The organism is Deinococcus marmoris DSM 12784, assembly GCF_000701405.1.
Lineage (GTDB): Bacteria > Deinococcota > Deinococci > Deinococcales > Deinococcaceae > Deinococcus > Deinococcus marmoris.
The window spans coordinates 1-23,413 of sequence record NZ_JNIV01000011.1; the positions used below are offsets into that span (position 1 = coordinate 1).

A 23,413-nucleotide genomic window follows, 5' to 3' on the forward strand; every position below is an offset into this window, starting at 1 on the left:
CTTCGACCTGGAACGGTCAGCGGTGACCCACGCTGACCGACTGGAGCGGTTATTTGGACTGGTCACGCTGGCCTGGGTGTGCTGTTTGAGGGTGGGCGTCTGGATGAACGCGTGCAAACCGATTCTGATCAAGGCTCATGGTCGCCGCGCAACAAGCGTGTACCAGTATGGCTGGCAATATCTGGCGAGAGCGCTGAGATGGGATCGCCCACAGGCCGAAGCCTACTTTGGCCTCCTGAGTCACCCTTTTCCTGCGCTCAGCACCGCCTGAACTCAAGTTGTCCGGTACTGAACGCTGCAAGTTGGCCTGCATGCCTGAATCTTTGACTGAAAAATTGATGTCTATGTGCCCCTGAAAGCCGACGCCATCAATCGGGACGCCATCGGCCAGCAGTCCTATGACCAGGGCATACATGGCATCGCTCTTGCCGTTCAGCCCCTCCACGTTGTAGTCGTTGTAATACAGTCTGGCCGCCGGATTGGCCGCGTGCGCCGTGCGGAAGGCCAGCGCGATAAAGTCCGGCCCCGCCACCGTAAAGGGGTTGTTGTTCCGCAGCGGGTTCCCCGGCCCGTCTGAAATGGCCTCGTTCACCACGTCCCAGACATTGATCCTGTCGCCAAAGTGCTTGACCACGGTGGTGATGTACTGCGTCATGGCCGCGCGCATGGCGGCCTTTTCCTTGATCTCGTACACCCAGGCCGGGGCGCTGTCGTGCCAGACCAGGGTATGGCCGCGTACCGTCTGGCCGTTCTTCTGCGCGGAGGCCACCATCGCGTCGGCGGTGGCGAACAGATAATTGCCGGGGTCCGGCGAGTTGGCAATCGCCCGCATCTTTATGGCATTCTCGGCCACCACCGCGTTGTACTCGCGGTTGACTGTGGCGGCCTCGTCCGGGTTGTCGGTGTTGAACAGCTCGCCGCTGATGGCCCCGCCCAGCAGCAGGCCCCGCGCGCTGGCCAGGGACCGCAGGCTGGGGGCCTGACCGGACGCGAGGGCGGGCGTCAGGCTGAGGCTCAGGGCCAGCGCTGCGAGGCCCAGGCGGACCGTGTGATGTTGCACAGGTATCTCCTCTCCTCTTGAACGGTCATGTGGGTGTTCAGGGCAGGCTGAAACGGATCAATTCGTCCCCGATTGCAAAGGTGTACTGGCCCGCCAGAACCTCACTCCTGACCGCCCCGAACGCGTCACCTGTGAAGGCTTCCAGCCGTTCCGCTGGAATGTCGAGGCTCAGTGTGCGGGCCTCGCCCTTCTTGAGTTCAGCCCGGACCACCCCCACCGGGCGTTTCACCGCTTCCAGATTCCCGGCGGGCGGCAGGCTGGCGTTGACGATCAAGGTCGCTGTGCCTGCCACCTCGCCCGTGTTCGTCACGGTGACGCTGACTTTCACGCCGTCCGCTGTCTTGACTGCCTGCCCGTCACTGGTGCGGTAAGCCGTGTAATCCAGCCCAAAACCCAGCGGGTACAGCGGCAGCGGTGCGTCGCCTGCGCCTTCGGGGGGGCGGTCTGCGGTCAGGCCCACCTCGCCCAGACTGCCGGGCCAGGTAAACGGCAGGCGGCCCGGAAACCCGGCGCGGCCATACAGCGCGTCGGCCAGGGTTGCGCCGCCCTCGCTGCCAGGAAGGTACGCCATCACGAAAGCCGGGAGGCGGTTTTGCAGGTCTTCCGGCAGCAGGATCGGACGGCCCGCCATCAGCACTAGCACCACAGGTTTTCCCGTTCCCAGCAGGTCGCGCAGCAATTGAACCTGCTCAGCGGGCAACGCCAACTCGGGATTGTTCGCCTGACTCTCAGCCGCCGGAGCCTCGCCCAGCGCCACAACGATGGTGTCAGCAGTCTTTGCAGCCCGTAGCAGCGCCTCGCGTTTGCCGTCCGGCAGGGCGCTGACGGTCACGCCCGCTGGGGCCGAGGCTTTCAGGGCCGTCGCCAGCGTGCTGACTTTCGGCACGTAGCTCACGTTGCCCTTGCCCACGCCCTGCCAGTTGACGCTCCAACCCCCAAGTTGAATGGCCGCGCTGTCCATCGCCGGACCCGTGACCAGCACCTGGCCTGTTTTGATCGGCAGCGTCCCGTCGTTTTCCAGCAGCGTCAGGGTGGCCGCCGCCGCGCGTTTTGCCAGCGCCCGCCCCTCGGTGATCACGCCACTTCCCGCAGGCCGGGCGTCCATCAGGCCGAGCTGGGCCTTGAAGGTCAGCATCCGCAGCGCCGCCTCGTCCAGCCGCTCCTGAGACACCAGGCCGCCTTCTACCGATTCTTTCAGGGCCGCCCCGTACTTCTCCACATCGTTGGGAACCATGTACAGGTCAATTCCGGCGTTGACGCTGGCCGCCGCAGCACGGACCAGATCGGCGTGGGTCTTGAAGGTGCCCACCAGCCGGTCAATGTCATTCCAGTCGCTGACCACCAGCCCCCCAAAGCCCAGTTCACCCCGCAGCAGATCGGTCAGGATGTTTTTGGAAGCATGGACTGGCACGCCGTTGACGCTGCCGCTGTTGGCCATCACCGACATGGCCCCGGCCCGGATTCCGGCCTTGAACGGGGGCAGATACAGTTCGTGCAGCGCCCGCGTGCTGATCTCCGCATTGGCGCGGTCCCGGCCCAGACCCGGCGAACCGTAGCCCACAAAATGCTTGAGGGTGGCGGCCACCCCGCCCGATTGCAGCCCCTGAACGCTGGCAGTGATCTGATCGGCCACCAGCCACGGCGACTCGCCGAAGGTCTCGTAAAAGCGGCCCCAGCGCGGATCGCGGCCCAGATCGGCCACCGGGCTGAAATTCCAGTCCATGTTCATGGCCCGCATGTCGGCGGCAGTGGCGCGGGCCAGTTCCTGCGTCAGCGCCGGGTCAAAGGCCGCGCCCAGTCCCAGGTTGTGCGGGTAGAGGATGGCCCCCGGCACGTTGTTCACGCCGTGTACCGCGTCGGTGCCGAACACGGCGTGAATGCCTCCTGGCAGATTCGCCCGGCCCAGCGTTTCCAGCCCGCGCAGGGCGTCGGCCCAGCCACGCGGGGTGTTGGGCTGCGGGGCGTCTCCACCGCCGTTCAGCGTCGCGCCGGGCAACAGTTGGGCAAAGATGTCACCCGCGTTGGCAGCTATCGGCCCGCTTTTCCCACCTTCCAGGAAACGGAAGAAATGCGCCATGCTGACCTGCCCGATCTTTTCATCCAGCGTCATCTTCACCAGCACGGCGCGGGCACGGATTTCGGCCTCGGCCTGCGGCAGCCTGGGAACGGCCAGCGCCCCCGCTCCAGTCTGCGCCCCTGCCGATGCGGCCAGCAGCGCAGCCCCGAGGAGAAAAAGTTTCATGCCGTCTCCACGTATTCGGCCCAGTAAAATTCAGCAGCCAGCTTGCGTCCGCTCAGGTCCTGACAGGTCAGCGCCAGAAAGGTGCCGGTGAAGCTGAGGCCGCCGCAATGTTCATCGCTCAGCAGTCCGGCGCTCAGTTTTTCGCCAATCGGCTGCCAGTCCTCGCCGTCCACGCTGTATTCAAACCAGAACTGTCCACTGTTGTACACGATGCCCAGATGCACCGGGCCAGTCTCGCCCACGGCCACCTCATCTGGAAGTAGTTCGCGGTAATCGCCGTTCTCGGATTGCAGGATCGCCAGTGTGCGGCCCCGCTGCTCGTCCCGGCTCAGGCGCAGATAAACCCAGTTGCGGGAGTCGTAATAGGCACACACGCCCGCCATCTGCTGAAAGTCCTCCGGGTCAAAGCTGACGGCGGTGCGGAAACGGGCGTCCAGCGCTTGCAGTCGGCGGCCCACCAGCGCCAGTTGATGCTTGCTGTTCAGCGATTCATGCCCGGTCAGTTTCAGACTGCCGCCCGTCAATTCCACGCCCATCAGTTCAGCGGGCGCACGCAGGGTCATCCACTCGGAGCGCAATTCAGACCCATCAAAGTCGTCGCGCGCCGCAGCCTGTGGCCAGGGATGCGGCGGCAGCGCGGGCAACGCGGCGTGAAGCTGCGGGTGGTGTCCGCCGGAAGTCAGACGCGGCCAGCCGTCTTCGTCCCAAGTGAGCGACTGCAACGCCGTTTCACGTCCCAGTGGGCATTCGCCATGCTCGCTGATAGGCCGCCCGCACAGATAGGCGATCACCCACTGACCGTCCGGCGTGTTGGTAAAGCTGGCATGCCCACTCTTCTGAATGGGCAGCCCCGGCGCGTCCACGGCAGTCAGCATGGGGTTGTCGGGATGCACCTCATACGGGCCGTGCAGGCTGCGCGAACGGGCCACGGTGACGGCGTGTTCCCAACTGGTGCCGCCCTCCGCCGTCAGCAGGTAGTACCAGCCGCCTCTGCGGTACAGGTGCGGCGCTTCAGTGACGCCCAGTTCAGTGCCCCTGAAGATGACCTCGCGCGGCCCGACGAGCCGCTTTTCTTCGGGGCTGTACTCCTGCAACACGATGCCGGAAAACGAGTTGCGCCCCGCGCGGTGGTCCCACCGCATGTTCACGAACCACTTGCGCCCGTCGCCGCCTGCGTCCACGCCCGTGCTGCCCCCGGTGTCGTGAAACAGGCTGGGGTCAAAACCGCTGGAGTTCATGTAGATCGGCTCGGACCACGGCCCCTCGATGTTCTCGGCAGTCGTCAGATAGTTGTGACTGTCCTTGAAGACCTCTGTGCTGCCCCAGCTTTTGACATCGGTGTAGATCAGATGGAAGCGCTGGCCGTCGTGCGACAGGGCCGGTGCCCACACGCCACCGGAATCGGCGTTGCCGCGCATGTCCAGCAGACTCGTGCGGTCCAGCGGTTGCGCGGCGGGCCGCCAGTTCACCAGATCGCGCGAGTGGTAAACGGCCACCCCCGGAGACCACTGAAAGGTGCTGGTGGCCAGGTAATAGTCCTGTCCCACCCGCACGATGCTGGGATCGGGGTGAAAGCCGCGCAGCACCGGGTTGGTCAGAGTCACGGTGGCCGCAGAGGGCCGCTCCAGTGGCGTGGTCACGCGGGCTGTCCCTCCTGCGCGCGAACCAGGAAATCGCGGTACCACTGCCCCGACTGCTTCAGGGTGCGCGCCTGGGTCTCAAAATCCACATGCACGATGCCGAAGCGCTTGTCGTAGCCTTCTGCCCATTCAAAGTTGTCCATCAGGGACCACGCGAAGTACCCGGCCATCTTCGCGCCGCCGGCCAGCGCGTCTCCCACCGCCGCGATGTGCTGCTGGAAGTAGCGCGTCCGCGCCCCGTCATGCACGGTGCCGTCGTCTTCCACGCTGTCGGGGTACGTCGCGCCGTTCTCGGTGATGTAGAGGGCCGCCGGGTTGTAGTCCTTTTGCAACCGCAGCATCAGGTCCGTCAGGCTCTGGGGGGCCACCTCCCAGTCGAAACCGGTGTACTCGCTGCCCGCCACATGCACCTGCCGCAGACCCAGGAAGCCCTCGCCGGGCGCGTCCTCCACCACGCTGCGCGAGTACATGTTGACGCCCAGAAAGTCCGTCGGCGCGGCGATGGTCTCCAGATCGCCCGGCAGCACCAGCCCCTGCGCCTGCGGGCTGGCGGCCCCCAGCAATTCCACGAAGTCCTGCGGGTAGCCGCGCCCAAACACCGGGTCCAGGTACCAGCGGTTGGCGAAGCCGTCCTGACGATGGGCCGCCGCTTTATCCGCCTCACTGTCCGTTGCCGGATACGCTCCCGCCAGATTCAGGGTGATGCCCACCTGCGCGCCCGGCGCATTCGCCCGCACCGCCTGAACGCCCAGCCCGTGCGCCAGCAGCAGGTGGTGCGAGGCGGCGAAACTCTCGGCCAGATCGGTATGGCCCGGCGCGTGGATACCGTTGCCGTAGCCCAGGAAGGCGGCGCACCACGGCTCGTTGATGGTGATCCAGTGCTTCACGCGGTCCCCCAGTTCGGCGGTCACCACCTCCGCGTAGTCGCCAAAAGCCAGGGCCGTGTCGCGGGCAGGCCAGCCGCCCCGATCCTGCAACACCTGCGGCAGATCCCAGTGGTACAGCGTCGGCCACGGGGTGATGCCGCGCGCCAGCAGGCCGTCCACCAGTCGGCTGTAGAAGTCCAGCCCGGCCCGGTTGGTGGCCCCGCGTCCGTCCGGGACGATGCGCGGCCAGGCCACGCTGAAGCGGTAGGCGTTGACGCCCAGACCGCGAATCAGGTCCAGATCGCTGTCCAGGCGGTGGTAATGGTCACAGGCCACGTCGCCGTTCTCGCCGTTCAGCACCTTGCCGGGTGTGGCGCAGAAGGTGTCCCAGATGCTCTGGCTCCTGCCATCTTCGTGGGCGGCTCCTTCAATCTGGTAACTGCTGGTGGCGACGCCCCAGGTGAAGCGGGGCGGGAAATTTGCAGGGTTGGGCTGTTTGGTGTTGGGCTGGGTCATAGAAACTCCTGGGGAAGTGATCCTGTCTGAGAATGAAAGCGAGGGGCGAGAGTTGGTGAATACGGCTCGGCGTCAGGGCAAAGCCTTCAACACCACGCGTGTGAAGCTCAGCGGCGGCAGCGTTAGCGCTTCGCCAATCTTCAACGCACGCGGCGGCTTATCGGCATTCACGTCTTCGTCCGTCACGGTCTTGGCCCCGATCACGCGGTAGCCGGGCAGATTGAGGTTCAAAGTCTTGCCGTCTGGCTGGGTGTTGATAGCGAACAGCGTCAACAGGTTGCCTTGCCTGGAGGCGTGAACCCACAGGTCAGCGTCGTCGCTCTGCACGCCGAAGGTCTGCCCCCGGTAGTTCGCCAGTTCGCGGAAGGCGGCGTAGGACATGCGCGGGAATCCGGCGTCGTCCAGCAGGCCGTGATTGCCGGTGGCCATCAGCGAGAAGTAGGGATTGAAGACTGCGCCGGCTTCCGACATCCGCAGCGCCGCCTCCGCCGCCCACAGTCCGCCCACCGCGTCTGAGAGATGCGTGCCCCGGTCCGAGCGGTACGACTGTGCGTACTCGGTCACGCCCTGCGTGAGTGTCTTGCCCTGCCCCTTCGGATTGGTGGCCGGGTCCGCCCACAGCTTTTTCACGCGCTCCACGGTGTCCGTCACCCTGATGATGCTGGCGAACGCTTCAGCCGCCGTGCCGTCACCGTTGGAGGGATACAGGTGCCACGTCACCAGATCAAAGGCGTCGCCGCATTCCCTGATCGCCGCGTCCAGATACGCGTTGGGGTTGCTGACGGCTGGCCCGGCAATCTTGGCCTGTGGGTCAACCTTCAAAATGGCGGCCCTCTGCGCCCGCACCACGCCGCAGTATTTTTCGGGCGTCCAGCTCGGGTCACTGCGGTTGGTGGCATACAGGTCCGGCTCGTTGCCGATCTCGTAGTACGCGACGTTCAGGCCCAGGCCCTGCGCCATCCGCACCAGTTCGGCGGCGTCTTCCGGGGTATTTTTGGCCGGCACATTGTCGCGGTTGCCGCCAGGCCGGGTGAACACGCGGGTCTGAATCATCAGCGGCGGCTGGCCCAGCAGCGTCCAGTTGGATTTCAGCGTCTGCATGGCTTCGGGCGTGCGGTTCTGCTCGTCGCCGATGTTGCCGCCGGGCCAGCGCAGGGCAGCAGGCTTCAGGGCGTTCAATCCGTCCACCGCCTCGGTCACCGGCATCCAGTTGCCCAGGTTGAAGGCGCTGACGCTGGCGGGCAGGATCGGTCTTGGCGCTGCGCCGGACGGGGTGACTGTGGCCGCCTGGGCCGACAGCAACAGGCCGAGGCTGAGCGTGAAAATTCCCCTCATCCTCAGTCCTTGACCGCGCCGCTGGTCAGACCGGAAATGACCTGCCGGCTGGCGAACAGGAAGATGATCAGCAGAGGAATCACGGTCAGGACCACCATCATCAGCGTCGCGCCCCAGTCGGCATTGACGTTGGTTGCGCCCCCGGTGATGCGCCGCAGCGACAGCGGCAGGGTCATGGTGCTGTCCTCACTCAGACGCATGATCAGCGCGCCCTTGAAGTTGTTCCACGATCCCACGAAGGTCACCACGCCCAGCGTCGCCAGAATCGGGCGGATCAGCGGCACCACCACTTTCATATAGATGCCGAACTCGCTGGCCCCGTCCAGCCGCGCGGCCTCGATCAGCGACTTGGGCAATGCGGAAACGATGTACTGACGCATCAGGAAGATGCCAAAGGCGTTGGCCATGCCCGGCACCCACAGCGTGCGCGGCGTGCCGATCCACTGTAAGAAGTTGTTCATCACCAGAAAAGATGGAATGTCCATCACCAGCGGCGGAATCAGCATGGTGACCAGAATGAAGCCGAACAGGTATTTCTTGCCCCGGAAGTCGTACATGGCAAAGGCAAATCCGGCCAGCGAGCAGAAAAACAGCGTGGTCACCGTGGACAGCACCGAGATGTACAGCGAGTTCCAGAACTGGCGCAGGGCCATGTTGTTGGTGGCCTCCATCATCTTCTGGAGGTTTTCCACGAAGGCGTTGCCAAACCACAGATTGGGCGGCACGGCGAAGATCTGGGCGCTGGGCAGCGTGGCCCACACGAACATCAGGTAAAACGGCACCAGCGACAGAAAGCAGGCGATGCCCACGAAGACCCACAGCCCCACACGGCTCAGGTTCAATCTGGATTTGCGCCGGGGCGGTCTGGGCGTGGCGGTCACGGGCGTTTCCAGTGGCTGGGTGGTCATGAACGCCCCCCGCCCCGTGAGAACAGGAAGTTGTTGATCATGCTCAGCACGAAGATCGCCAGGAACAGCAGCCACGCCATCGCCGAGCCGTAACCCATGTCCAGGTCGCGGAAGGCCACGTTATAGATGTGCATGGCCGAGGTCAGCGCAGTGCCTCCGCTGCCGCCCGCCTGCCCCACCATGATGAACGGTTCCTCGAACAGTTGCATATTGCCCACAATGGTCAGGGTGAAGGCGTAGAACATCATCGGGCGCAGCAGCGGCAGCGTGATGTAAAAGAACTTCTGCACGCTGCTCGCGCCGTCCACCGTGGCCGCCTCATAGACATCCTCGCTGATGGCCTGCAAACCGCTCAGGTACAGGATGACGTTCCAGCCCACGTAGCGCCAGAACACCACCACGGCCACCGACACCGGCACCAGGTCCGGCACCGCCAGCCAGCGCACCGGCCCCAGCCCCACCACCGACAGGGCATAATTCAGTAGCCCCAGGTTCTCGGAATACAGCATCCCGAAGACGATCGTGATCGCCACGGCGTTGGTGATGTATGGCAGAAACAGGATGGTGCTGATGCCGCCCTGCCACCGGCGCAGCGACTGATTGATGACAAAGGCCAGCGGCAATGCCACCAGATGCTGCGGCACCCCGGACAGCAGCCCGATCCAGAGGGTGTTCTTCAGGGCCACCCAGAACTGATCCGGTGCGCCCAGCGCCAGCCCAAAGTTCTCCCAGCCCACATACTCCCAGTTGCCCAGCCCATCCAGCGGGTTCCACAGGTGAAAGGCCAGGAACAGACTGAAGCCCAGCGGAAACAGCCCGAAGATCAGGAACAGGATAAAAAACGGACTGGTAAAGATGTACGGCGCAAAGCGCTGCTGAAAGCGGTCGTAGCTCCAGCGGCGGCGGGGCGGACTGGTGGGCAGGGGAACACGTTCTTGCATGGGGCCATCCTTTTGCGCCGTGCGCTGGGCCAAAGAGTGCAGTCGGGGAATGGAAATGGGGGAGCCGCCTTTCTCGCTCCCCCAGAGGGTCAAAGCATCCGGCTCAGGTCAAGTGTCCTCAGCGGGCCCGGCGCAGGATCTGGGCGCGGGCGTCCGTGAGCGCCTGCTTGATGTCCTTGCCCTGCTCCAGCACGTTGGTCAGTTCAGTGTTCACGATCTGATCGGCCACCGAGTCGTACTTGTTCACGTCGATGGGCTGGGTCTTGCGGGCGGCGTCGCGCCACAGCACCCGGGCCTTCTGCTCACCCAGGAACGGCACGCCCTGGCTGAAGATACCGTCGTTCTGGGCGGTCAGCAGCGCGGGGAATGCGCCGTTGTCGATAAACGCCGTGACCTGCGAGGACTTTTCAATGGTCATGAACTTGATGAACTCCCAGGCCATCGCCTTGTTCTTGGCGGCGCTGGGAATGGCGTAGAACGAGCCGCCCCACGAGGCGTACCCGCCCTCGGGCAGATTCTGCACGCGCCACAGGCCCTTGGTGTCGGGGGCCATCCAGCTTTGCAGCGCGCCGGTCAGCCACGCGCCGCTGAACTGGGTGGCCACCGTTCCCTTCTTGAAGGCGTCGTACCACTCGTTGCTCCACTCGCCGATCTTGGCGTCCAGGCCAGCGTCGCGCACCTGCTTGGACAGCGTGAAGGCGCGCAGGAACCGGGCGTTGTCGGGGCCGACGAGCAGGTTGTTCTTGCTGTCGAAGTAGATGCCCTCGCCCGCTTTGAGGTTGGTGCGGCTGACCACGCCGTAGATGCCCTGCGCGGTGTTGATCAGCGCCGCACCTGTCTTGGCCTTGATGGTCTTGCCGGCGGCGATATAGCTGTCCCAGTCCTTCATCATGGTCACCGGGTTCACGCCCGCCTTGTCCAGGATGTCCTTGCGGTACAGGAAGGTGCCGGGGCCGATGTCGGTGGGCATGGCGACAAAGCGCTTGTCCGCGCTGGTGGCCTGCGCCACCGTGAACGGCGTGAACAGCTTCTTGTACTGGGTGGCGTTGTAGGGGGCCTTGTTCATGTCTTCCAGCCCCTTGCCCTCGGCGAACTTGCCCACGTAGCCGATTTCCACGGCCATCACGTCGGGCAGGCCCTGCCCGGTGGCCAGCGCGGTGGTCATGGCGTTGTGGTGGTCGGCAAATTCCTGCGCCTGCAACTTGATGGTCACGTTGGGGTATTTCTTGTTCCAGGCCGGAATAATGGCCTTGATGGCGGTATCCAGGCTGGGGAAGGCGGCCACGGTCAGGGTCATCTTCTCCTGGGCGTTGGCGGTGCTGGCGAGCAGGGCGGTCACGAGGGCGAGCGTGGCGATTTTCTTCATGGGAGACCTCCAGGGGTCAGAGTTGAAAGCGCTTTCAAAGGATGTACACCAGCGGACTCTCGGGCCATCAGGAACTGTCGTGCATTAATGTGCCCCCCGTGGCGTGGTGCGCGGGACGCCGGACGCCGGCCCCGTGGATTCGCGGATGACCAGTTGCGGCACGTATGGAGACATGCGGGGATGTTCCCCGGCCAGCAGGCGCAGAACAGTCTCTGCGGCCAGTTGCCCCAGTTCGTTGACCGCCTGATGGACGGTGGTCAGCGGCGGTGTGGTGTAGCGTGAGGAAAACAGGTCGTCGAAGCCGGTCAGAGAGATGTCTTCCGGCACCCGCAGGCCCCGGCGGTACAGGCTCAGGCGCGCGCCGAAGGCCATCTGGTCATTGGCGCAGACCAGCGCGGTAAAGGGCAGGTCCGAGGCCAGCAGTTCGGCGGCGGCCTGCTCACCGCTGGCCTCGGTGTAGTTGCCGGTCAGCATCAGGTGCGGCTGAAACGGCAGCCCCATTTCACGCACCGCGTCTTCAAAGCCCTCACGGCGCTCCACCGCGTCCTGCTGGCACTCGTCTCCGCCGATGTAGGCGATGTCCCGGTGGCCCAGCCCGGCCAGATGCGCCACCACCTGCCGGATACCCGCGTGGTTGTCGATCAGCACACAGCGCTCCGGCAGTCCACTGACCTCACGGCCCACGGCCACCAGCGGCACCTGCGCCGCCACCCGTTGTAAGGCCGCGTCCTCGATCACGCCTCCCAGCACGATCAAGGCGTCTACCCGTCGGCGCATCAGCAGGTCCAGCGCCTGCTGTTCCTGCTTTGCCCGCCAGTGGCCGCTCACCACCAGGGGATGGTAGGGGCTGCCGTCCAGTCCCTGTTCGATCCCGGCCAGGGTTTCACCATAAAATGCGCTGCTCAGTTTCTGGGTCAGGACCCCCACCGAGAAACTCCGCCCGTTCGCCAATGCCTGCGCCTGCACGTTGGGAGCAAAATTCAGGCGCTGGATCACGGCCTCCACCCGTTCACGCTTGTCCGGCGTGACATTGGCGGTGCCGTTCAGTATGCGCGACACGGTGCTGGGTGAGACCCCCGCTTCCCGCGCCACGTGCATCAGCGTGACGGTTGCAGACATAGGACAGCTCCTGACAGGCACGGTCGCCTGCTCGTGAATCCAGATATAGACTTGTTGAACAACTTGAGCTTAGACGATTTTGAAAGCGCTGTCAAGCGTAGGCCGGACAGACGCAATGACCACGGTATAAGGGGGCAGGTCTGGCTTCAACACTGTCAAAACAGGGTGCTGATGTCCGGCGCGGCATACCAAAGGCTGCCCATCTGCCGGACTCTGCCGACTCCGGTTCTGCCGCCGCTCAGCGCCGTGCTGGACGGAGGTAAAGATGGGCCGTCATCTGCCGGAGCCGCACCCTCAGTGCGTGCGGCCCTTTTCACTGGGTGCAAGCGGCTCGGCCTCTGTTTCGGGCGTGCCCAGGGTGTCGTCCACTCCGCCCGGTGAACGCCGCAGCGCAGGCCAACGGCGGCCCATGATCAGGTACAGGCCGTAAGCCCAGGCGGCGGCGCTCAGGAAACCCACGATCACGTCGGTGGGGTAATGCACGCCCAGATAGTTGCGGCTGGCGGCCAGCAGCACGCCCCAGAACACGCCCAGCACCGACACCGGCCAGCCCAGCCGTGAGCGCCAGAAGATCAGCCCCAGCGCGATCCCAAAGGCCGCATTGCCCATCGCGTGTCCGCTGGGAAAGCTGAAGCCCGATTCCACCAGCACCGCCCCCAGCTCATCCGGGCGCGGGCGCTGAAAGATCAGCTTGGCCAGCAGATTGAGCAGCGCGGCTCCCGACAGGGCGAGGGCCAGATACCATGCGTGGACGCGTGCGCCCGCCCGCACCAGCAGCAGCGCTATGGCCAGCGCGGCAAAGGGCAGCACCCGGACCCCACCGATCACTCCCAGTGCCAGCGCGGCAGAGGTCAGCGTTGGCGTGCGGTGCGCGCGGTACCACTCCAGAATCGCCGTGTCCCAGGCGAAGCCGCCGTCGCGGAAAACGTCCTCGGTCAGCTCCGCGATCAGCACCAGCGGAAGCAGCACGCCCAGCAGCAGCAGCAGCAGGCCGCGCCAGTGGCCCCTGGCAAAGGCAACGATCTCATGGAGGAGGGTGGGAAACACGCCGTCATTACACTCTGTCCGCCGCCTTCTGCGCGCTTGGCGGATGCTTAACGCTTTCGGTGCTAGGCCAGATCATTCAGTCCCGGTGCGCCACCTGCCGGATGTGCTGCGCCCCCGCTGCGGCGCACCATAAGTCCATCAGCGCTGGACCCACGGATGCCGCCTCGGCAGCCAGCGCCCCCAGGACACAACACCATGCATTTTGATCTTCAGTACGGCCAGCAACGCGCCCAGGAACTGCGGCAGGAAGCCGCTCAGGCCCGCCGCGCCCGTGAAGCCCGCCCCGTCCCCGAACAGCGCCCCCGCTTCAGCCTGAGAGCCTTGTTCCAGCGCCCCCGCCCCGCGTGACCGCGATCCCCGGGAACACCAGACGCCGCCCCCTTCGACAGTGAAGTGGGCGGCGCTTCTTTGTGGCGTCAACGCGGCGCAGCTAGCAGTGGTGCGCGGCGTTGATAGTGTCCCAATCCTAGTAGATCGTGCCGCCCGTGCTGGCGTATACATTCCCGGTCATGTAGCTGCCTTCCTGCGAGGCCAGCAGCACGTACAGCGGCGCGATCTCGGCGGGCTGTCCGGGGCGGCCCAGCGGCACGCTCTCGCCGAACTTCATCACGCCTTCCTGGGGCTGCCCTCCGCTGGGCTGCAAGGCCGTCCAGTACGGTCCGGGGGCCACGGCGTTCACGCGGATGCCCAGCGCGGCCACCTGCTTGGCCAGACCACCCGTGAAGTTGGCCATCGCCGCCTTGGTCATGGCGTAGTCCAGCAGATTCTTGGACGGCTGGCTCGCCTGAATCGAGGTGGTGTTGATGATGCTGGACCCCGGCCCCATGTGCGGCAGCGCGGCCTTGGTGATCCAGAACATGGCGTAGATGTTGGTTTTCATCGTCTCATCAAACTGCTCGGAGGTCAGGTCGGCGATGGCCTCCACTGCCGTCTGCTTGCCCGCGTTGCTGACCAGAATATCCAGCCCGCCCAGCCCGTCCACAGCTTTCTGAACGAGTTCCTTGCAGAACGTCTCGTCCGTCAGGTCCCCTGGAATGACCACGGCTTTCTGCCCGGCGGCCTCGATCAGCCGGATCACTTCCTCGGCGTCGGAGTCCTCCACCTTGAGGTAGTTCAGCGCCACGTCCGCCCCTTCACGCGCGAACGCGATGGCGACGGCCCGCCCGATGCCCGAATCGGCCCCGGTGATCAGCGCCTTGCGGCCTTTCAGGCGGCCAAAGCCCACGTAGCTGTCCTCGCCGTGGTCCGGTTTCGGGTCCATCTCGCTCGCCAGACCCGGTGCGGACTGCGGCTGTCTGGGAAACGGCGGACGCGGGTACTGGCTCAGGGGATCGCGCATCTCGTACTGGTTGTTCACGGGTGGGGTGGTGCTGGTGTCTTTGGTCATGCCCGCAAGTCTTACCGCCGTCCTGGCCACAGAACCTACCCTCCCACACACTTGAAAGGTTGCCTCAAGAGACGGTGGGCAGACGCTGAATCACAGATTCGGAACGCTAACCCAGCGGCACCCGGTTGGCCTCACGCTGCACCAGGAAATCCTTGACGCTCTGCGCCGCCCGCGCGTTCATTCCCGGCACGGCGGCGATCTGATCGACGGGGGCAGCGGCCAGATCCTCCAGACTGGAAAATTCCTCCAGCAGCGCGTCGCGCCGTTTCTGCCCGATGCCCGGCAGATCGTCGAATACGCTGCGGAGCATGTCCTGGCCGCGCAGTTTGCGGTGATAGGTGATGGCGTACTGGTGAACCTCGTCGCGTACGGCGATCAGGATTCTCAGCGCCGGGTGCGTTTGTAGCAGCAGCATTTCGCGGTTCACGCCCACCTCGGTTCCCGTTTCCAGCCACCACTGCGCACCATAACGCCCCGGCAGAATGATGGTTTCCTCGCGCTTGGCGAGACCCACCACCGGCACCTGAATATTGGCCTCCTTCAGTGCGTCCAGTGCAGCGTTGACCTGTCCGCGCCCCCCGTCGATCACGATCAGATCGGGCAGCGGCAACTTGTCGGCCAGGCTGCCCGTGAAGCGGCGATGCACCGTCTGTTTCATGGCGGTGTAGTCGTCCGGGTGGTCCAGACCCTTGACCTTGAAACGGCGGTGTTCCCCACGCCGCGCCCGCCCGCCCTCAAAAACCACCATGCCTGAGACGATGTTGGTCCCGAACAGGTTGGAGTTGTCGTAGCCCTCGATGCGCCACGGACGGTCCGGCAGCGCCAGCATCTCGCGCAGGGCGTCCAGGCCCGGGTGGTCGCCGCGCCGCTCCAGCACCGCCAATTCGGAATCCAGACCGTTGACCGCGTTGCGCTGGGCCATCTCGATCAGGTCCACCTTGTCGCCGCGCTTCGGCGTCCGCATGGCCGTCTTGCGCCCGGCCTTCTCGCTCAGGAATTCGGACCACAGCGGCGCGTCCTCGAACTCGGCGGGCAGCAGGATCAGCGGCGGCACATGCGTCGCCTGGGTGTAGTAGTCCTGCACGAAGGCCCCCACGATCTCGCCAGGGGTGCCTTCCTCGGCATTCGTCAGGAAGCGTTTGTCGCGCCCTACCACCCGCCCGCCGCGCATGCGGAACAGTTGCACCATCGCGTATTCCCCGGCCTGCGCCACGCCCAGAAAATCCAGATCGGTCTCGTCGCTGACAAAGGCGTGCTGCTCGGTGCCGAACAGTTTCTGAACGGCCAGCACGCGGTCCCGCACACGGGCGGCCTGCTCGAAGTCCTGACTCTGTGCGGCCACCTTCATGTCTTCCTTGAGGCGGGTGATGACAGTGGCGGCGCGGCCCTCCAGCAGCGATTTCACGTCGTCCACCACGCGGGCGTATTCCAGCGGATCGGCCCGGTCCACGCACGGCCCCAGGCAGCGCCCCATATGAAAATTCAGGCACGGGCGCGGCTTTTTCTGCATCGGCAGGCCGCTGTTCTTGCGCAGTGGAAACATGGTGTCGATCAGGTTCTTGACCCGCCGCACCGCCGAACTGTCCGGGTATGGCCCGTAATAGCTGCCGCCGTCTTTGATCACCCGCCGCGTGACCACCAGCATGGGGAATTTCTCGTTGGTCAGCTTCAGAAAGGGGTAATGCTTGTCGTCCTTCAGCGTCACGTTGTAATGCGGGCGGTGCTGCTTGATCAGGTTGGCCTCTAAGACCAGCGCCTCGACTTCATTGCGGGCGGTAATAAATTCCAGCGACTCGGCCAGCGAGGTGAATTTGCCACTCTTGCCCCCGGCCTTGAAATGCTGTCCCACCCGGCTGCGAATGTTGTTGGCCTTGCCAATGTAGATCGGCACGCCCCCCTTGCGGAAGAGGTACACGCCGGGGGTGGTGGGCAGCACGGGCAGATCGTCGAAATGCACGTTCCCAGCATAGGGGAGAGGCGGTCCGCGCACCGTGACAGGGGTTTCCGAGAACCTTGAGCGTCTGTGCTGGGAAAGAATGTGCCAGGGCAGCAACCGTGGGGCAGGCCAAAGTCTGCGCCCACGCGCGGCCTAAACTGTTCTCTGATGTCTGCTCCGCCCCCCGCCCCACTCGTGACCCTGACCGTCAACCGTTTTGCGCCCGCCGATCTGCGCTCAGGAATGCGGCGCATGGCCACCGATCACGGCCACCTGCGCGGGCTGCCGGGCCTCGATTTTTACCGTCTGCTGGGTACCGGGCAGGGCGCGAAACTCTCGCTGAGCGTGGATCCGCGCCGCTGGGGGCGTTTCGCCGTGTGGCAGTCACGCGCCGCCTTCGAGCTGTTCGAGGACAGCCCCTGGCGTCGGCAGGAGCGGGAGGCAGTGGCCGACACCGTGACCCTGCTGCTGCGGCCCCTGCGCTGGCATGGGCAATGGGCCGGACAGGAACCGTTCGGCCCCGCCATCTCACGCCATCCTTCCGGCGAATTCCCCGTCGCGGTCCTGACCCGCGCCGTCATTCGCCCCTCGCAACTGCTGGCCTTCTGGCGCGCGGTGCCGGGCACGCAGCAGTTTCTGCCAGATCAGCCCGGATTGATCTCCGCGCTGGGGCTGGGCGAGTGGCCGGTGGTGCAGCAGGCCACCTTCAGCGTCTGGCAGGACCAGGCGAGTATGCGTGCCTACGCGTATCAGGGCGGCGCGCACCGACACGTCATTGCCCGCACCCGCCAGGAAAACTGGTACAGCGAGGAACTGTTTGCCCGTTTCGAGGTGCAGGGGGTCCGGGGCGTGTGGGAAGGGCTGCCCTCTGGGCCGTCCTGACTGGTTACACTCCTGCGGTGACTTCCTCTCGCCTTTTTTTAGCCCGTCACGGGCAGACCACCGGAAACGTTGCGGGCGTGCTGCGCGGCGTGGACAGCCAGCACGACGAACTGACCGCCGAGGGCCATGCGCAGGCTCAGGCGCTGGCCCGAAAGTTAGCCGCTCTGAATCTCGATTCTCCCCGTGTCTATGCCAGCACCTACATCCGCACCCAGCAGACCGCCGCTCCTGTCGCTGAATTGCTGGGCGTGCCCGTGACCGTGCTGGACGGCATTCAGGAGATCGATCCGGGCGACTGGCGCGGGCGGCCTTACAGCGATCTGAAGACCGGATTCGGCGAACTCATCGGCCCAGGCGACAGCATTTCATTCCCCGGCGGTGAGAGTCAGCGCGACGTGGCGGACCGGTTCGAGGCGGCCCTTCAATCCGTCCTGAACTTGCCCGGAACGCCCATCGTCGTTTCGCACGGCGGCGCGTTGACCTCGATATTGATCCGCCTGCTGCGTGTTCCGGTGGTGGAAAGCTGGCGTTCAGACCGCTTCGCGCAGGCCAACGCGGAGTTGACGGAATTGGTCCAGACGACAGATGGCTTGCAGATCAGGCAATCAGACGAAAAGAGCGAAGGAATCTAAATTTCACGAACAAGATTTATCGTGAATCTTTTCACTTAGTAAATCTGGACACATGTGTCAGTGGCATCCAGACCTCAAGCCTCCCGCAAGACCCTTTCGTAGGCTTCCAGATACTGCGGCACGATCAGGGTGGGGGAGAAGCGGGTGACCGCCGCCTGCCGCGCCGCCGCGCCCATGCTCAGGTACAGCTCGCGGTCGCGCAGCACCCGTAGCGCCGCGTCGGCCATGCCGTCCACATCGCCCACCGGGCAGAGGAAGCCAGTCACGCCGTCCTCGACGACTTCGGGAATGCCCCCAGCGCGGGCGGCCACCACTGGCACCTCGCAGCTCATGGCCTCCAGCGCGGCCAGCCCGAAGCTCTCGTTGCTGCTGGGCAACAGAAACAGATCGCTGATGCCCAGCACGGTTTCCACATCCGGGAACGATCCCAGGAAATGCGTCCTGCCGATCACGCCGAGTTGCTGCGCCAGCTCGAAGGCGCGCGGGCGCTCCGGGCCGTCGCCGATCATCAGCAGGCGGGCGGGCAGTTCGGAGGCCACGCGGGCAAAGATCTGCACCACGTCTTCCACCCGCTTGACCGGACGGAAGTTGCTGACATGCACCAGCAGCGCCTCCTCGGGGTGGGCGAACCGCAGCCGCACCTCGGGATCGGTGATGCGCCGGAAGCGCTCAGCGTCCACGAAGTTATGGATCACCTCGATCTCGCGGTCAATCCCGAAGACTTCACCCGTCTGCTCGGCCAGAAAACGCGACACGGCGGTGACGTGATCACTGCGTTCGATGGCGTGGCGGGTGGTGTGACGGAAGGCGGGTTCGGCCCCCACCAGCGTCACGTCGGTGCCGTGCAGCGTGGTCAGCACCCGCCCCTGCCCGGTAATGGCTTTGGCGTGAATGGCCGCCGTCGCGTGCGGAATGGCGTAGTGGGCGTGCGCCAGCTCCACGCCGTATTCCAGCATCACTTCCGTCAGGGTGTTGGCGGCGGCCAGTTCCGGGTACGGCTGCTCGAACAGCGCGTAGGCAAACCCGCTGACCTGGTGGAAATACGGCCCGCGCATTCCACACTGCCCCGAGAGCCGGAAGGGTTGCGCCGAGCCGATGAAATGCACCTCGTGCCCGGCCCGCGCCACCTGGAGGCCCAGTTCGGTGGCCACGACGCCCGAGCCGCCCGCGCTGGCGTGGCACAGCACGGCGACTTTCACTGCTGGACTCCTGGCGGGCCGACTTCTGGTTTGCAGACCTGTGGGGCGTTCGTGTTCACGGCTCGAAAGTATAGTGCCGCCGCCCGGACCTCACTGTCGGACAGCACCTTCATGTTGACCGGGGAATTTCGCCTGGATTCACCCCCTCCCCACACCCCCCAATGGCGGGAGACACGCGAGAAACGATACAGAAGTAGAGATGAGTACAGGCTGAGAATAAATGAATGATCGCTGTATTGACTGATTCCACCTGTGACCTGCCCCCGCAGGAAGCCCAGAAACTTGGTATCCACATCATTCCCCTGACCGTTCACATGCAGGAGCGGGAGCTTCTGGACTGGCAGGAGGTCGATCCCGACGCCGTCTACAGCCACATGAAAGCAGGTGGCACGGCCAGGACGACACCAGTGGCCGTGGCCGCCTTCGCAGCGCGTTACCGCGAATTGCTGGAAACCCACGACGAGGTGGTCAGCATTCACCTGTCGGGCAAGCTCTCCGAGACGGTGGAACACGCCCGGCGGGCCGCCACCCTGCTGAATCTCGAGCGGCGCATTCACGTGGTAGACAGCGGCCTGGCCTGCACGCCGCTGGCCGAAGCAGTGCTGGCGGCCCGTGCAGCGGTCCTGAGCGGCAGCGATCCGGCCAGTGCGGTCCAGGCCGCCGAAGCCGTGTGCGCCCAGATTCACGCCGAGTTCAGCGTACCGACTCTGGAATACCTGCGCCGGGGAGGAAGAATTGGCCGCGCCCAGGCGTTTTTCGGCAACATGCTGGGCCTGCGCCCGATCCTGGGTTTCGAGGGCGGTGAACTCAAGCCCCTGCGGCGCTGCAAGTCGGACCGCGCCATTGACGACATGCTGGACGGCCTGCACACCCGCTTCGGCGACCAGCCGCTGTGCATCTCGGTGATTCACGCCGGGCGTGACAGTGGCCGCATGCAGGCCCTGCGCCACGCCGTCACCAGCAGCGGCCTGAACGTGAAAAGCGCCCGCATGCACCTGATGGGTCCGGCCATCGGCGCGCATGTGGGGCCGGGAACGTTCGGATTCATGGCGCGGCCCGCATAAGGGCACAGAAGCAAGGAAGAGGACGCGGCGATAGCTCAGCCGCGTCCTCCTGACATCATTTCTACGCCGTCAGTCCGTCTGCCTCCAGTTTCTCCAGATACGCTGCTCCGCCCTCCACCTCGGCCTTAAATCCTGATGCCTGACCGAAAACCAGCGTTTCGGCCAGCGTCTCGGACATCAGGTAGTCCTGCCACTCCTCGGCAGCGGCGCGGGCGTCGCCTTCCAGCTCCAGATGCAGCGTGATGCGGTCCTGCACCTCGAATCCGGCCTTTTTGCGCCCGTCCTGGATGCCGCGCACCAGATCACGGGCCAGCCCTTCAAGCTCCAGCTCTCGCGTCAGCGTGGTGTCGAAGGCCACCAGATACCCGGCCTCCTCCTGCGCGGCGTAGCCTTCGGGGGATTTGGCGTCCACCAGCACCTCGTCCGGCCCCAGCTCGAAGCGTTCGCCTGTGGGCGCAAGCACCTCGAACTGCTTGCCGTCCCGCACCGCCCGCGCGATCTCGGAGGCGTCCGCCGCTGCCAGAGCTGCGCGCACCTGTGGTACTGCCTTGCCGAATTTCTTGCCGAGGAGCTGAAGGTTGGGGCGCAGCGCGTAGCTGACCAGTTCGGCGTACTGGTCCAGCAATTCCACTTCCTTGACGTTCAGTTCCTCTCTGATCTGTTCACCGAAACGGCCCAGCGCCGCTGTCATGTCTGGCGTGCGGGCACGCAGCATCACGCGCGGAAGGGGCTGACGCTGACGCATCCCGCTCTTGGCCCGCACGGCCCGTCCCAATCCCACCACCCGCAGTACGGCGTCCATCTCGCCTACCAGCGACGGCGCGGTCAGGGCCTCGTCCACCACCGGCCAACTGGCGAGATGAACGCTTTCCGGCGCACTATCGTCCACACTCCGTACAAGATTCTGATACAGCGTCTCGGCCAGGAACGGCGTGAACGGCGCGGTCAGTTGCGTCACCGTGACCAGCGCATAGTGCAGTGTGGAATAGGCACTCAGGTCCACCTGCCCGTCCCCACTCCAGAAGCGCCTGCGGTTGCGGCGCACGTACCAGTTGCTCAAATCTTCCGTTACGAAGTCCTGCAAAGCCCGACTCGATCCGGTGGGATCGTAGTTTTCCAACCGCTCAGTTACGGTCTCGATCAGCGCCTGCACCTTCGCCAGCAGCCAGCGGTCCACTTCCGGTCGGTCCTCCAGCGGCGGCGCGGCCCGCAGGTCCGGTTTGTCCAGATTGGCGTACAGCACGAAGAAGCTGTAGGTGTTCCACAGCGTCAGGAAGTAGCTGCGGAACGCCTCGCCCACCAGATTCATGCCGAAGCGGCGGCTCAGTTCGGGCGGCGCGGACACGTACATGTACCAGCGTGCGGCGTCGGCCCCGTACTGCTCGAACACTTCCCAGGGGTCCACGATGTTGCCCTTGCTCTTGGACATCTTGAAGCCCTTCTCGTCCAGGATGTGACCAGAGCAGATCACTGACTTGTAGGCCACCGAATCGAAGACCATCGTGCCGATCTGGTGCAGGCTGTTAAACCACCCACGCGTCTGATCGATGGCCTCGGCGATGTAGTCGGCAGGAAAGCCGCCGTTCTCGAATTTCGCCTTGTTCTCGAACGGATAATGGTGCTGCGCGAACGGCATGGAGCCGCTGTCGTACCACACGTCCATCACGTAGGGCACACGCTTATAGGTCTCACCGTCCAGCTCGAAGGTGATGTCGTCCACGAAGGGGCGGTGAGGGTCAAAGTCCGGCCCGGTCAGCTCTGGCCGTCCGCTGAGTTCCGCCAGTTCGGCGTAGCTGCCCACAACTTTGTATTTCCCACCGTCCGCCGTTTCCCAGATCGGCAAAGGCGTGCCCCAGTAGCGGTTGCGCGACAGGTTCCAGTCGATCAGGTTTTCCAGCCAGCCGCCGTAACGCCCGTTCTTGATGTGTGGCGGGTGCCAGTCGATGGTCTGGTTCAGCTCGATCAGCCGCTCTTTCATGGAGGTGTTGTTCAAGTACCAGCTCTCGGTGGCGTAGTACATCAGCGGGGTGCCGCAGCGCCAGCAGTGCGGGTAGCTGTGCATGAAGTTCTTGTCGCGCCACATCAGGCCGCGTGCCTTGAGATCACGAATGATGTCCGTGTTGGCGTCGCGGAAGAACACGCCCTTCCAGCCGTTTTTTCCTTCTGGCCCGTAACGGTGCTTCCCTTCCGGGTCCACGCCCACGATCACCGGGAAGCCGTAATTCTTCGCCAGCCGCATGTCGTCCTCGCCAAAGGCCGGGGCGGTGTGGACGATGCCGGTGCCGTCGCTGTCGGAAACGTAAGTATCCAGGCCACTCATCCAGATCGGTGCGCCGTCGCCCTCCGCTTCATACGCCTCGGTATACAGAGGTTCGTAGCTCAGCCGGTCCAGTTCCGTCCCCTTGAACGACTTCACGACTTCCGCGCCCTCGCCCAGCACCTCGTCCAGCAGCGTGCGGGCCAGGATCAGCACCTTGCCGTCCTTGTCCTTCGCGGCCACGTACTCGAACTCCGGGTGAATGGCCACGCCCACGTTGTAGGGCAGCGTCCACGGCGTCGTCGTCCAGACCAGAAACGCCGCGCCCGCCTCCAGCCCCAGTTTTTCCGGCTCTTTCAAATCAAAAGTGATGTAAACGCTGGGGTCCTGGATGTCCTTGTAGCCCTCGCTGACCTCGGCGTTAGAGAGCGTGGTGCCGTCTTTCGGGCAGTACGGCGCGACGCGGAAGCCCCGGTACAGCAGCCCCTTTTTCTCCAGCTCGGCTACACTCCACCACACCGACTCGATGTAGTCCTTGTGCAGCGTCATGTAGGCGTCGTCCAGATCCACCCAGTAGCCCATGCGCTCGGTAAACCTGCGCCAGTCGGCCTCGTACACGAACACGCTCTGGCGGCATTCGGCGTTGAATTTGTCGATCCCGTACGCCTCCACCTCACGCTTGGAGTTCAGCCCCAGCTTTTTCTCGACGCCGATCTCCACGGGCAGGCCGTGGGTGTCCCAGCCCGCCTTACGCGGCACATGGTAGCCCTGCATGGTCTTGAAACGCGGAAACAGGTCCTTGAAACTGCGCGCCTGAACGTGGTGGATGCCCGGCTGACCGTTGGCGGTGGGCGGACCTTCATAAAAGGTGTAGACCGGGCCGCTCTGCGTGCCTTCCAGGCTGCGCTCGAAGATTTTCTGCTCGTTCCACCATTTGAGAGTGGCTTCCTCCAGCGCGGGGAATTTGGGATTGGGTTCGACGGGATTAAACATGGACATGGGGAAACCTCGGTGGG

The 23,413-nt window shown here is 64.7% G+C and carries 18 protein-coding genes; 4 read left to right on the plus strand and 14 right to left on the minus strand.

Going from position 1 to position 23,413, the window contains the following annotated elements; all coding sequences use genetic code 11:
• Positions 1–49 precede the first annotated feature (49 nt).
• The 10 genes from Q319_RS0103860 to Q319_RS0103905 all read right to left on the minus strand — a co-directional run bounded on the left by Q319_RS0103860 (position 50) and on the right by Q319_RS0103905 (position 13,040).
• Positions 50–1,060, minus strand: a complete 1,011-nt coding sequence (locus tag Q319_RS0103860) for an endo-1,4-beta-xylanase (RefSeq protein WP_051655085.1) — start codon at positions 1,058–1,060, stop codon at positions 50–52.
• 37 nt (positions 1,061–1,097) lie between these two features.
• Positions 1,098–3,302: a glycoside hydrolase family 3 protein gene (locus tag Q319_RS0103865; protein WP_029480662.1), complete on the minus strand. Its 2,205-nt coding sequence runs from the start codon at positions 3,300–3,302 to the stop codon at positions 1,098–1,100.
• On the minus strand, positions 3,299–4,942 hold the full coding sequence (locus Q319_RS0103870; protein ID WP_245618953.1) for a glycoside hydrolase family 43 protein: 1,644 nt from the start codon (positions 4,940–4,942) through the stop codon (positions 3,299–3,301). Before Q319_RS0103870 ends, Q319_RS0103865 begins: the two co-directional genes overlap by 4 nt.
• Positions 4,939–6,324 (minus strand): GH1 family beta-glucosidase, encoded by a 1,386-nt coding sequence (locus Q319_RS0103875; protein WP_029480664.1) that lies wholly within the window; start codon positions 6,322–6,324, stop codon positions 4,939–4,941. Before Q319_RS0103875 ends, Q319_RS0103870 begins: the two co-directional genes overlap by 4 nt.
• A 72-nt stretch (positions 6,325–6,396) precedes the next feature.
• Positions 6,397–7,659, minus strand: a complete 1,263-nt coding sequence (locus tag Q319_RS0103880; RefSeq protein WP_051655086.1) for a glycoside hydrolase family protein — start codon at positions 7,657–7,659, stop codon at positions 6,397–6,399.
• Positions 7,660–7,661: 2 nt separating this feature from the next.
• Positions 7,662–8,567, minus strand: a complete 906-nt coding sequence (locus tag Q319_RS0103885; RefSeq protein ID WP_029480666.1) for a carbohydrate ABC transporter permease — start codon at positions 8,565–8,567, stop codon at positions 7,662–7,664.
• Positions 8,564–9,508: a carbohydrate ABC transporter permease gene (locus tag Q319_RS0103890; RefSeq protein ID WP_029480667.1), complete on the minus strand. Its 945-nt coding sequence runs from the start codon at positions 9,506–9,508 to the stop codon at positions 8,564–8,566. The genes Q319_RS0103885 and Q319_RS0103890 overlap by 4 nt, the downstream gene beginning before the upstream one ends.
• A gap of 118 nt (positions 9,509–9,626) precedes the next feature.
• Positions 9,627–10,874 (minus strand): ABC transporter substrate-binding protein, encoded by a 1,248-nt coding sequence (locus Q319_RS0103895; protein ID WP_029480668.1) that lies wholly within the window; start codon positions 10,872–10,874, stop codon positions 9,627–9,629.
• 84 nt (positions 10,875–10,958) lie between these two features.
• Positions 10,959–11,993, minus strand: a complete 1,035-nt coding sequence (locus tag Q319_RS0103900) for a LacI family DNA-binding transcriptional regulator (protein WP_051655087.1) — start codon at positions 11,991–11,993, stop codon at positions 10,959–10,961.
• Between the two features lie 294 nt (positions 11,994–12,287).
• Positions 12,288–13,040, minus strand: a complete 753-nt coding sequence (locus Q319_RS0103905; protein ID WP_245618955.1) for a phosphatase PAP2 family protein — start codon at positions 13,038–13,040, stop codon at positions 12,288–12,290.
• Between the two features lie 195 nt (positions 13,041–13,235).
• On the opposite strand from Q319_RS0103905, the gene Q319_RS26830 reads away from it, so the two are divergent.
• A complete protein-coding gene (locus Q319_RS26830; RefSeq protein WP_156039160.1) occupies positions 13,236–13,388 on the plus strand; it encodes a hypothetical protein in 153 nt (50 codons plus the stop codon).
• Between the two features lie 118 nt (positions 13,389–13,506).
• Here Q319_RS26830 and Q319_RS0103915 read toward each other — a convergent pair whose 3' ends face one another.
• Positions 13,507–14,427 (minus strand): SDR family oxidoreductase, encoded by a 921-nt coding sequence (locus Q319_RS0103915; RefSeq protein WP_029480672.1) that lies wholly within the window; start codon positions 14,425–14,427, stop codon positions 13,507–13,509.
• A gap of 106 nt (positions 14,428–14,533) precedes the next feature.
• Positions 14,534–16,384, minus strand: coding sequence for an excinuclease ABC subunit UvrC (uvrC, locus tag Q319_RS0103920; protein WP_029480673.1), 1,851 nt, complete (start codon positions 16,382–16,384; stop codon positions 14,534–14,536).
• A 147-nt stretch (positions 16,385–16,531) separates the two neighbouring features.
• Between uvrC and Q319_RS27815 the strand changes: the two genes are divergently transcribed.
• Together Q319_RS27815 and Q319_RS27820 are read left to right on the plus strand one after the other, a co-directional pair.
• Positions 16,532–17,245 (plus strand): hypothetical protein, encoded by a 714-nt coding sequence (locus Q319_RS27815; protein ID WP_029480674.1) that lies wholly within the window; start codon positions 16,532–16,534, stop codon positions 17,243–17,245.
• Between the two features lie 17 nt (positions 17,246–17,262).
• A complete protein-coding gene (locus tag Q319_RS27820; RefSeq protein WP_162178616.1) occupies positions 17,263–17,877 on the plus strand; it encodes a histidine phosphatase family protein in 615 nt (204 codons plus the stop codon).
• Positions 17,878–17,951: 74 nt separating this feature from the next.
• On the opposite strand, the gene bshA is transcribed toward Q319_RS27820, so the two are convergent.
• Positions 17,952–19,076, minus strand: coding sequence for an N-acetyl-alpha-D-glucosaminyl L-malate synthase BshA (bshA, locus tag Q319_RS0103935; RefSeq protein ID WP_029480676.1), 1,125 nt, complete (start codon positions 19,074–19,076; stop codon positions 17,952–17,954).
• 236 nt (positions 19,077–19,312) lie between these two features.
• On the opposite strand from bshA, the gene Q319_RS0103940 reads away from it, so the two are divergent.
• Positions 19,313–20,140 (plus strand): DegV family protein, encoded by an 828-nt coding sequence (locus Q319_RS0103940; protein WP_245618957.1) that lies wholly within the window; start codon positions 19,313–19,315, stop codon positions 20,138–20,140.
• 61 nt (positions 20,141–20,201) lie between these two features.
• Here Q319_RS0103940 and ileS read toward each other — a convergent pair whose 3' ends face one another.
• Positions 20,202–23,396, minus strand: a complete 3,195-nt coding sequence (gene ileS / locus Q319_RS0103945; RefSeq protein ID WP_029480680.1) for an isoleucine--tRNA ligase — start codon at positions 23,394–23,396, stop codon at positions 20,202–20,204.
• Positions 23,397–23,413: the final 17 nt, after the last annotated feature.

Excerpts from the sequence above, each read along its gene's own strand:
- Q319_RS0103865 (WP_029480662.1), bottom strand. The coding sequence starts at position 3,302 with ATGAAACTTTTTCTCCTCGGGGCTGCGCTGCTGGCCGCATCGGCAGGG.
- Q319_RS0103875 (WP_029480664.1), bottom strand. The coding sequence starts at position 6,324 with ATGACCCAGCCCAACACCAAACAGCCCAACCCTGCAAATTTCCCGCCC.
- Q319_RS0103880 (WP_051655086.1), bottom strand. The coding sequence starts at position 7,659 with ATGAGGGGAATTTTCACGCTCAGCCTCGGCCTGTTGCTGTCGGCCCAG.
- Q319_RS0103885 (WP_029480666.1), bottom strand. The coding sequence starts at position 8,567 with ATGACCACCCAGCCACTGGAAACGCCCGTGACCGCCACGCCCAGACCG.
- Q319_RS0103890 (WP_029480667.1), bottom strand. The coding sequence starts at position 9,508 with ATGCAAGAACGTGTTCCCCTGCCCACCAGTCCGCCCCGCCGCCGCTGG.
- Q319_RS0103895 (WP_029480668.1), bottom strand. The coding sequence starts at position 10,874 with ATGAAGAAAATCGCCACGCTCGCCCTCGTGACCGCCCTGCTCGCCAGC.
- Q319_RS0103900 (WP_051655087.1), bottom strand. The coding sequence starts at position 11,993 with ATGTCTGCAACCGTCACGCTGATGCACGTGGCGCGGGAAGCGGGGGTC.
- Q319_RS26830 (WP_156039160.1), top strand. The coding sequence starts at position 13,236 with ATGCATTTTGATCTTCAGTACGGCCAGCAACGCGCCCAGGAACTGCGG.
- Q319_RS0103915 (WP_029480672.1), bottom strand. The coding sequence starts at position 14,427 with ATGACCAAAGACACCAGCACCACCCCACCCGTGAACAACCAGTACGAG.
- Q319_RS27815 (WP_029480674.1), top strand. The coding sequence starts at position 16,532 with ATGTCTGCTCCGCCCCCCGCCCCACTCGTGACCCTGACCGTCAACCGT.
- ileS (WP_029480680.1), bottom strand. The coding sequence starts at position 23,396 with ATGTCCATGTTTAATCCCGTCGAACCCAATCCCAAATTCCCCGCGCTG.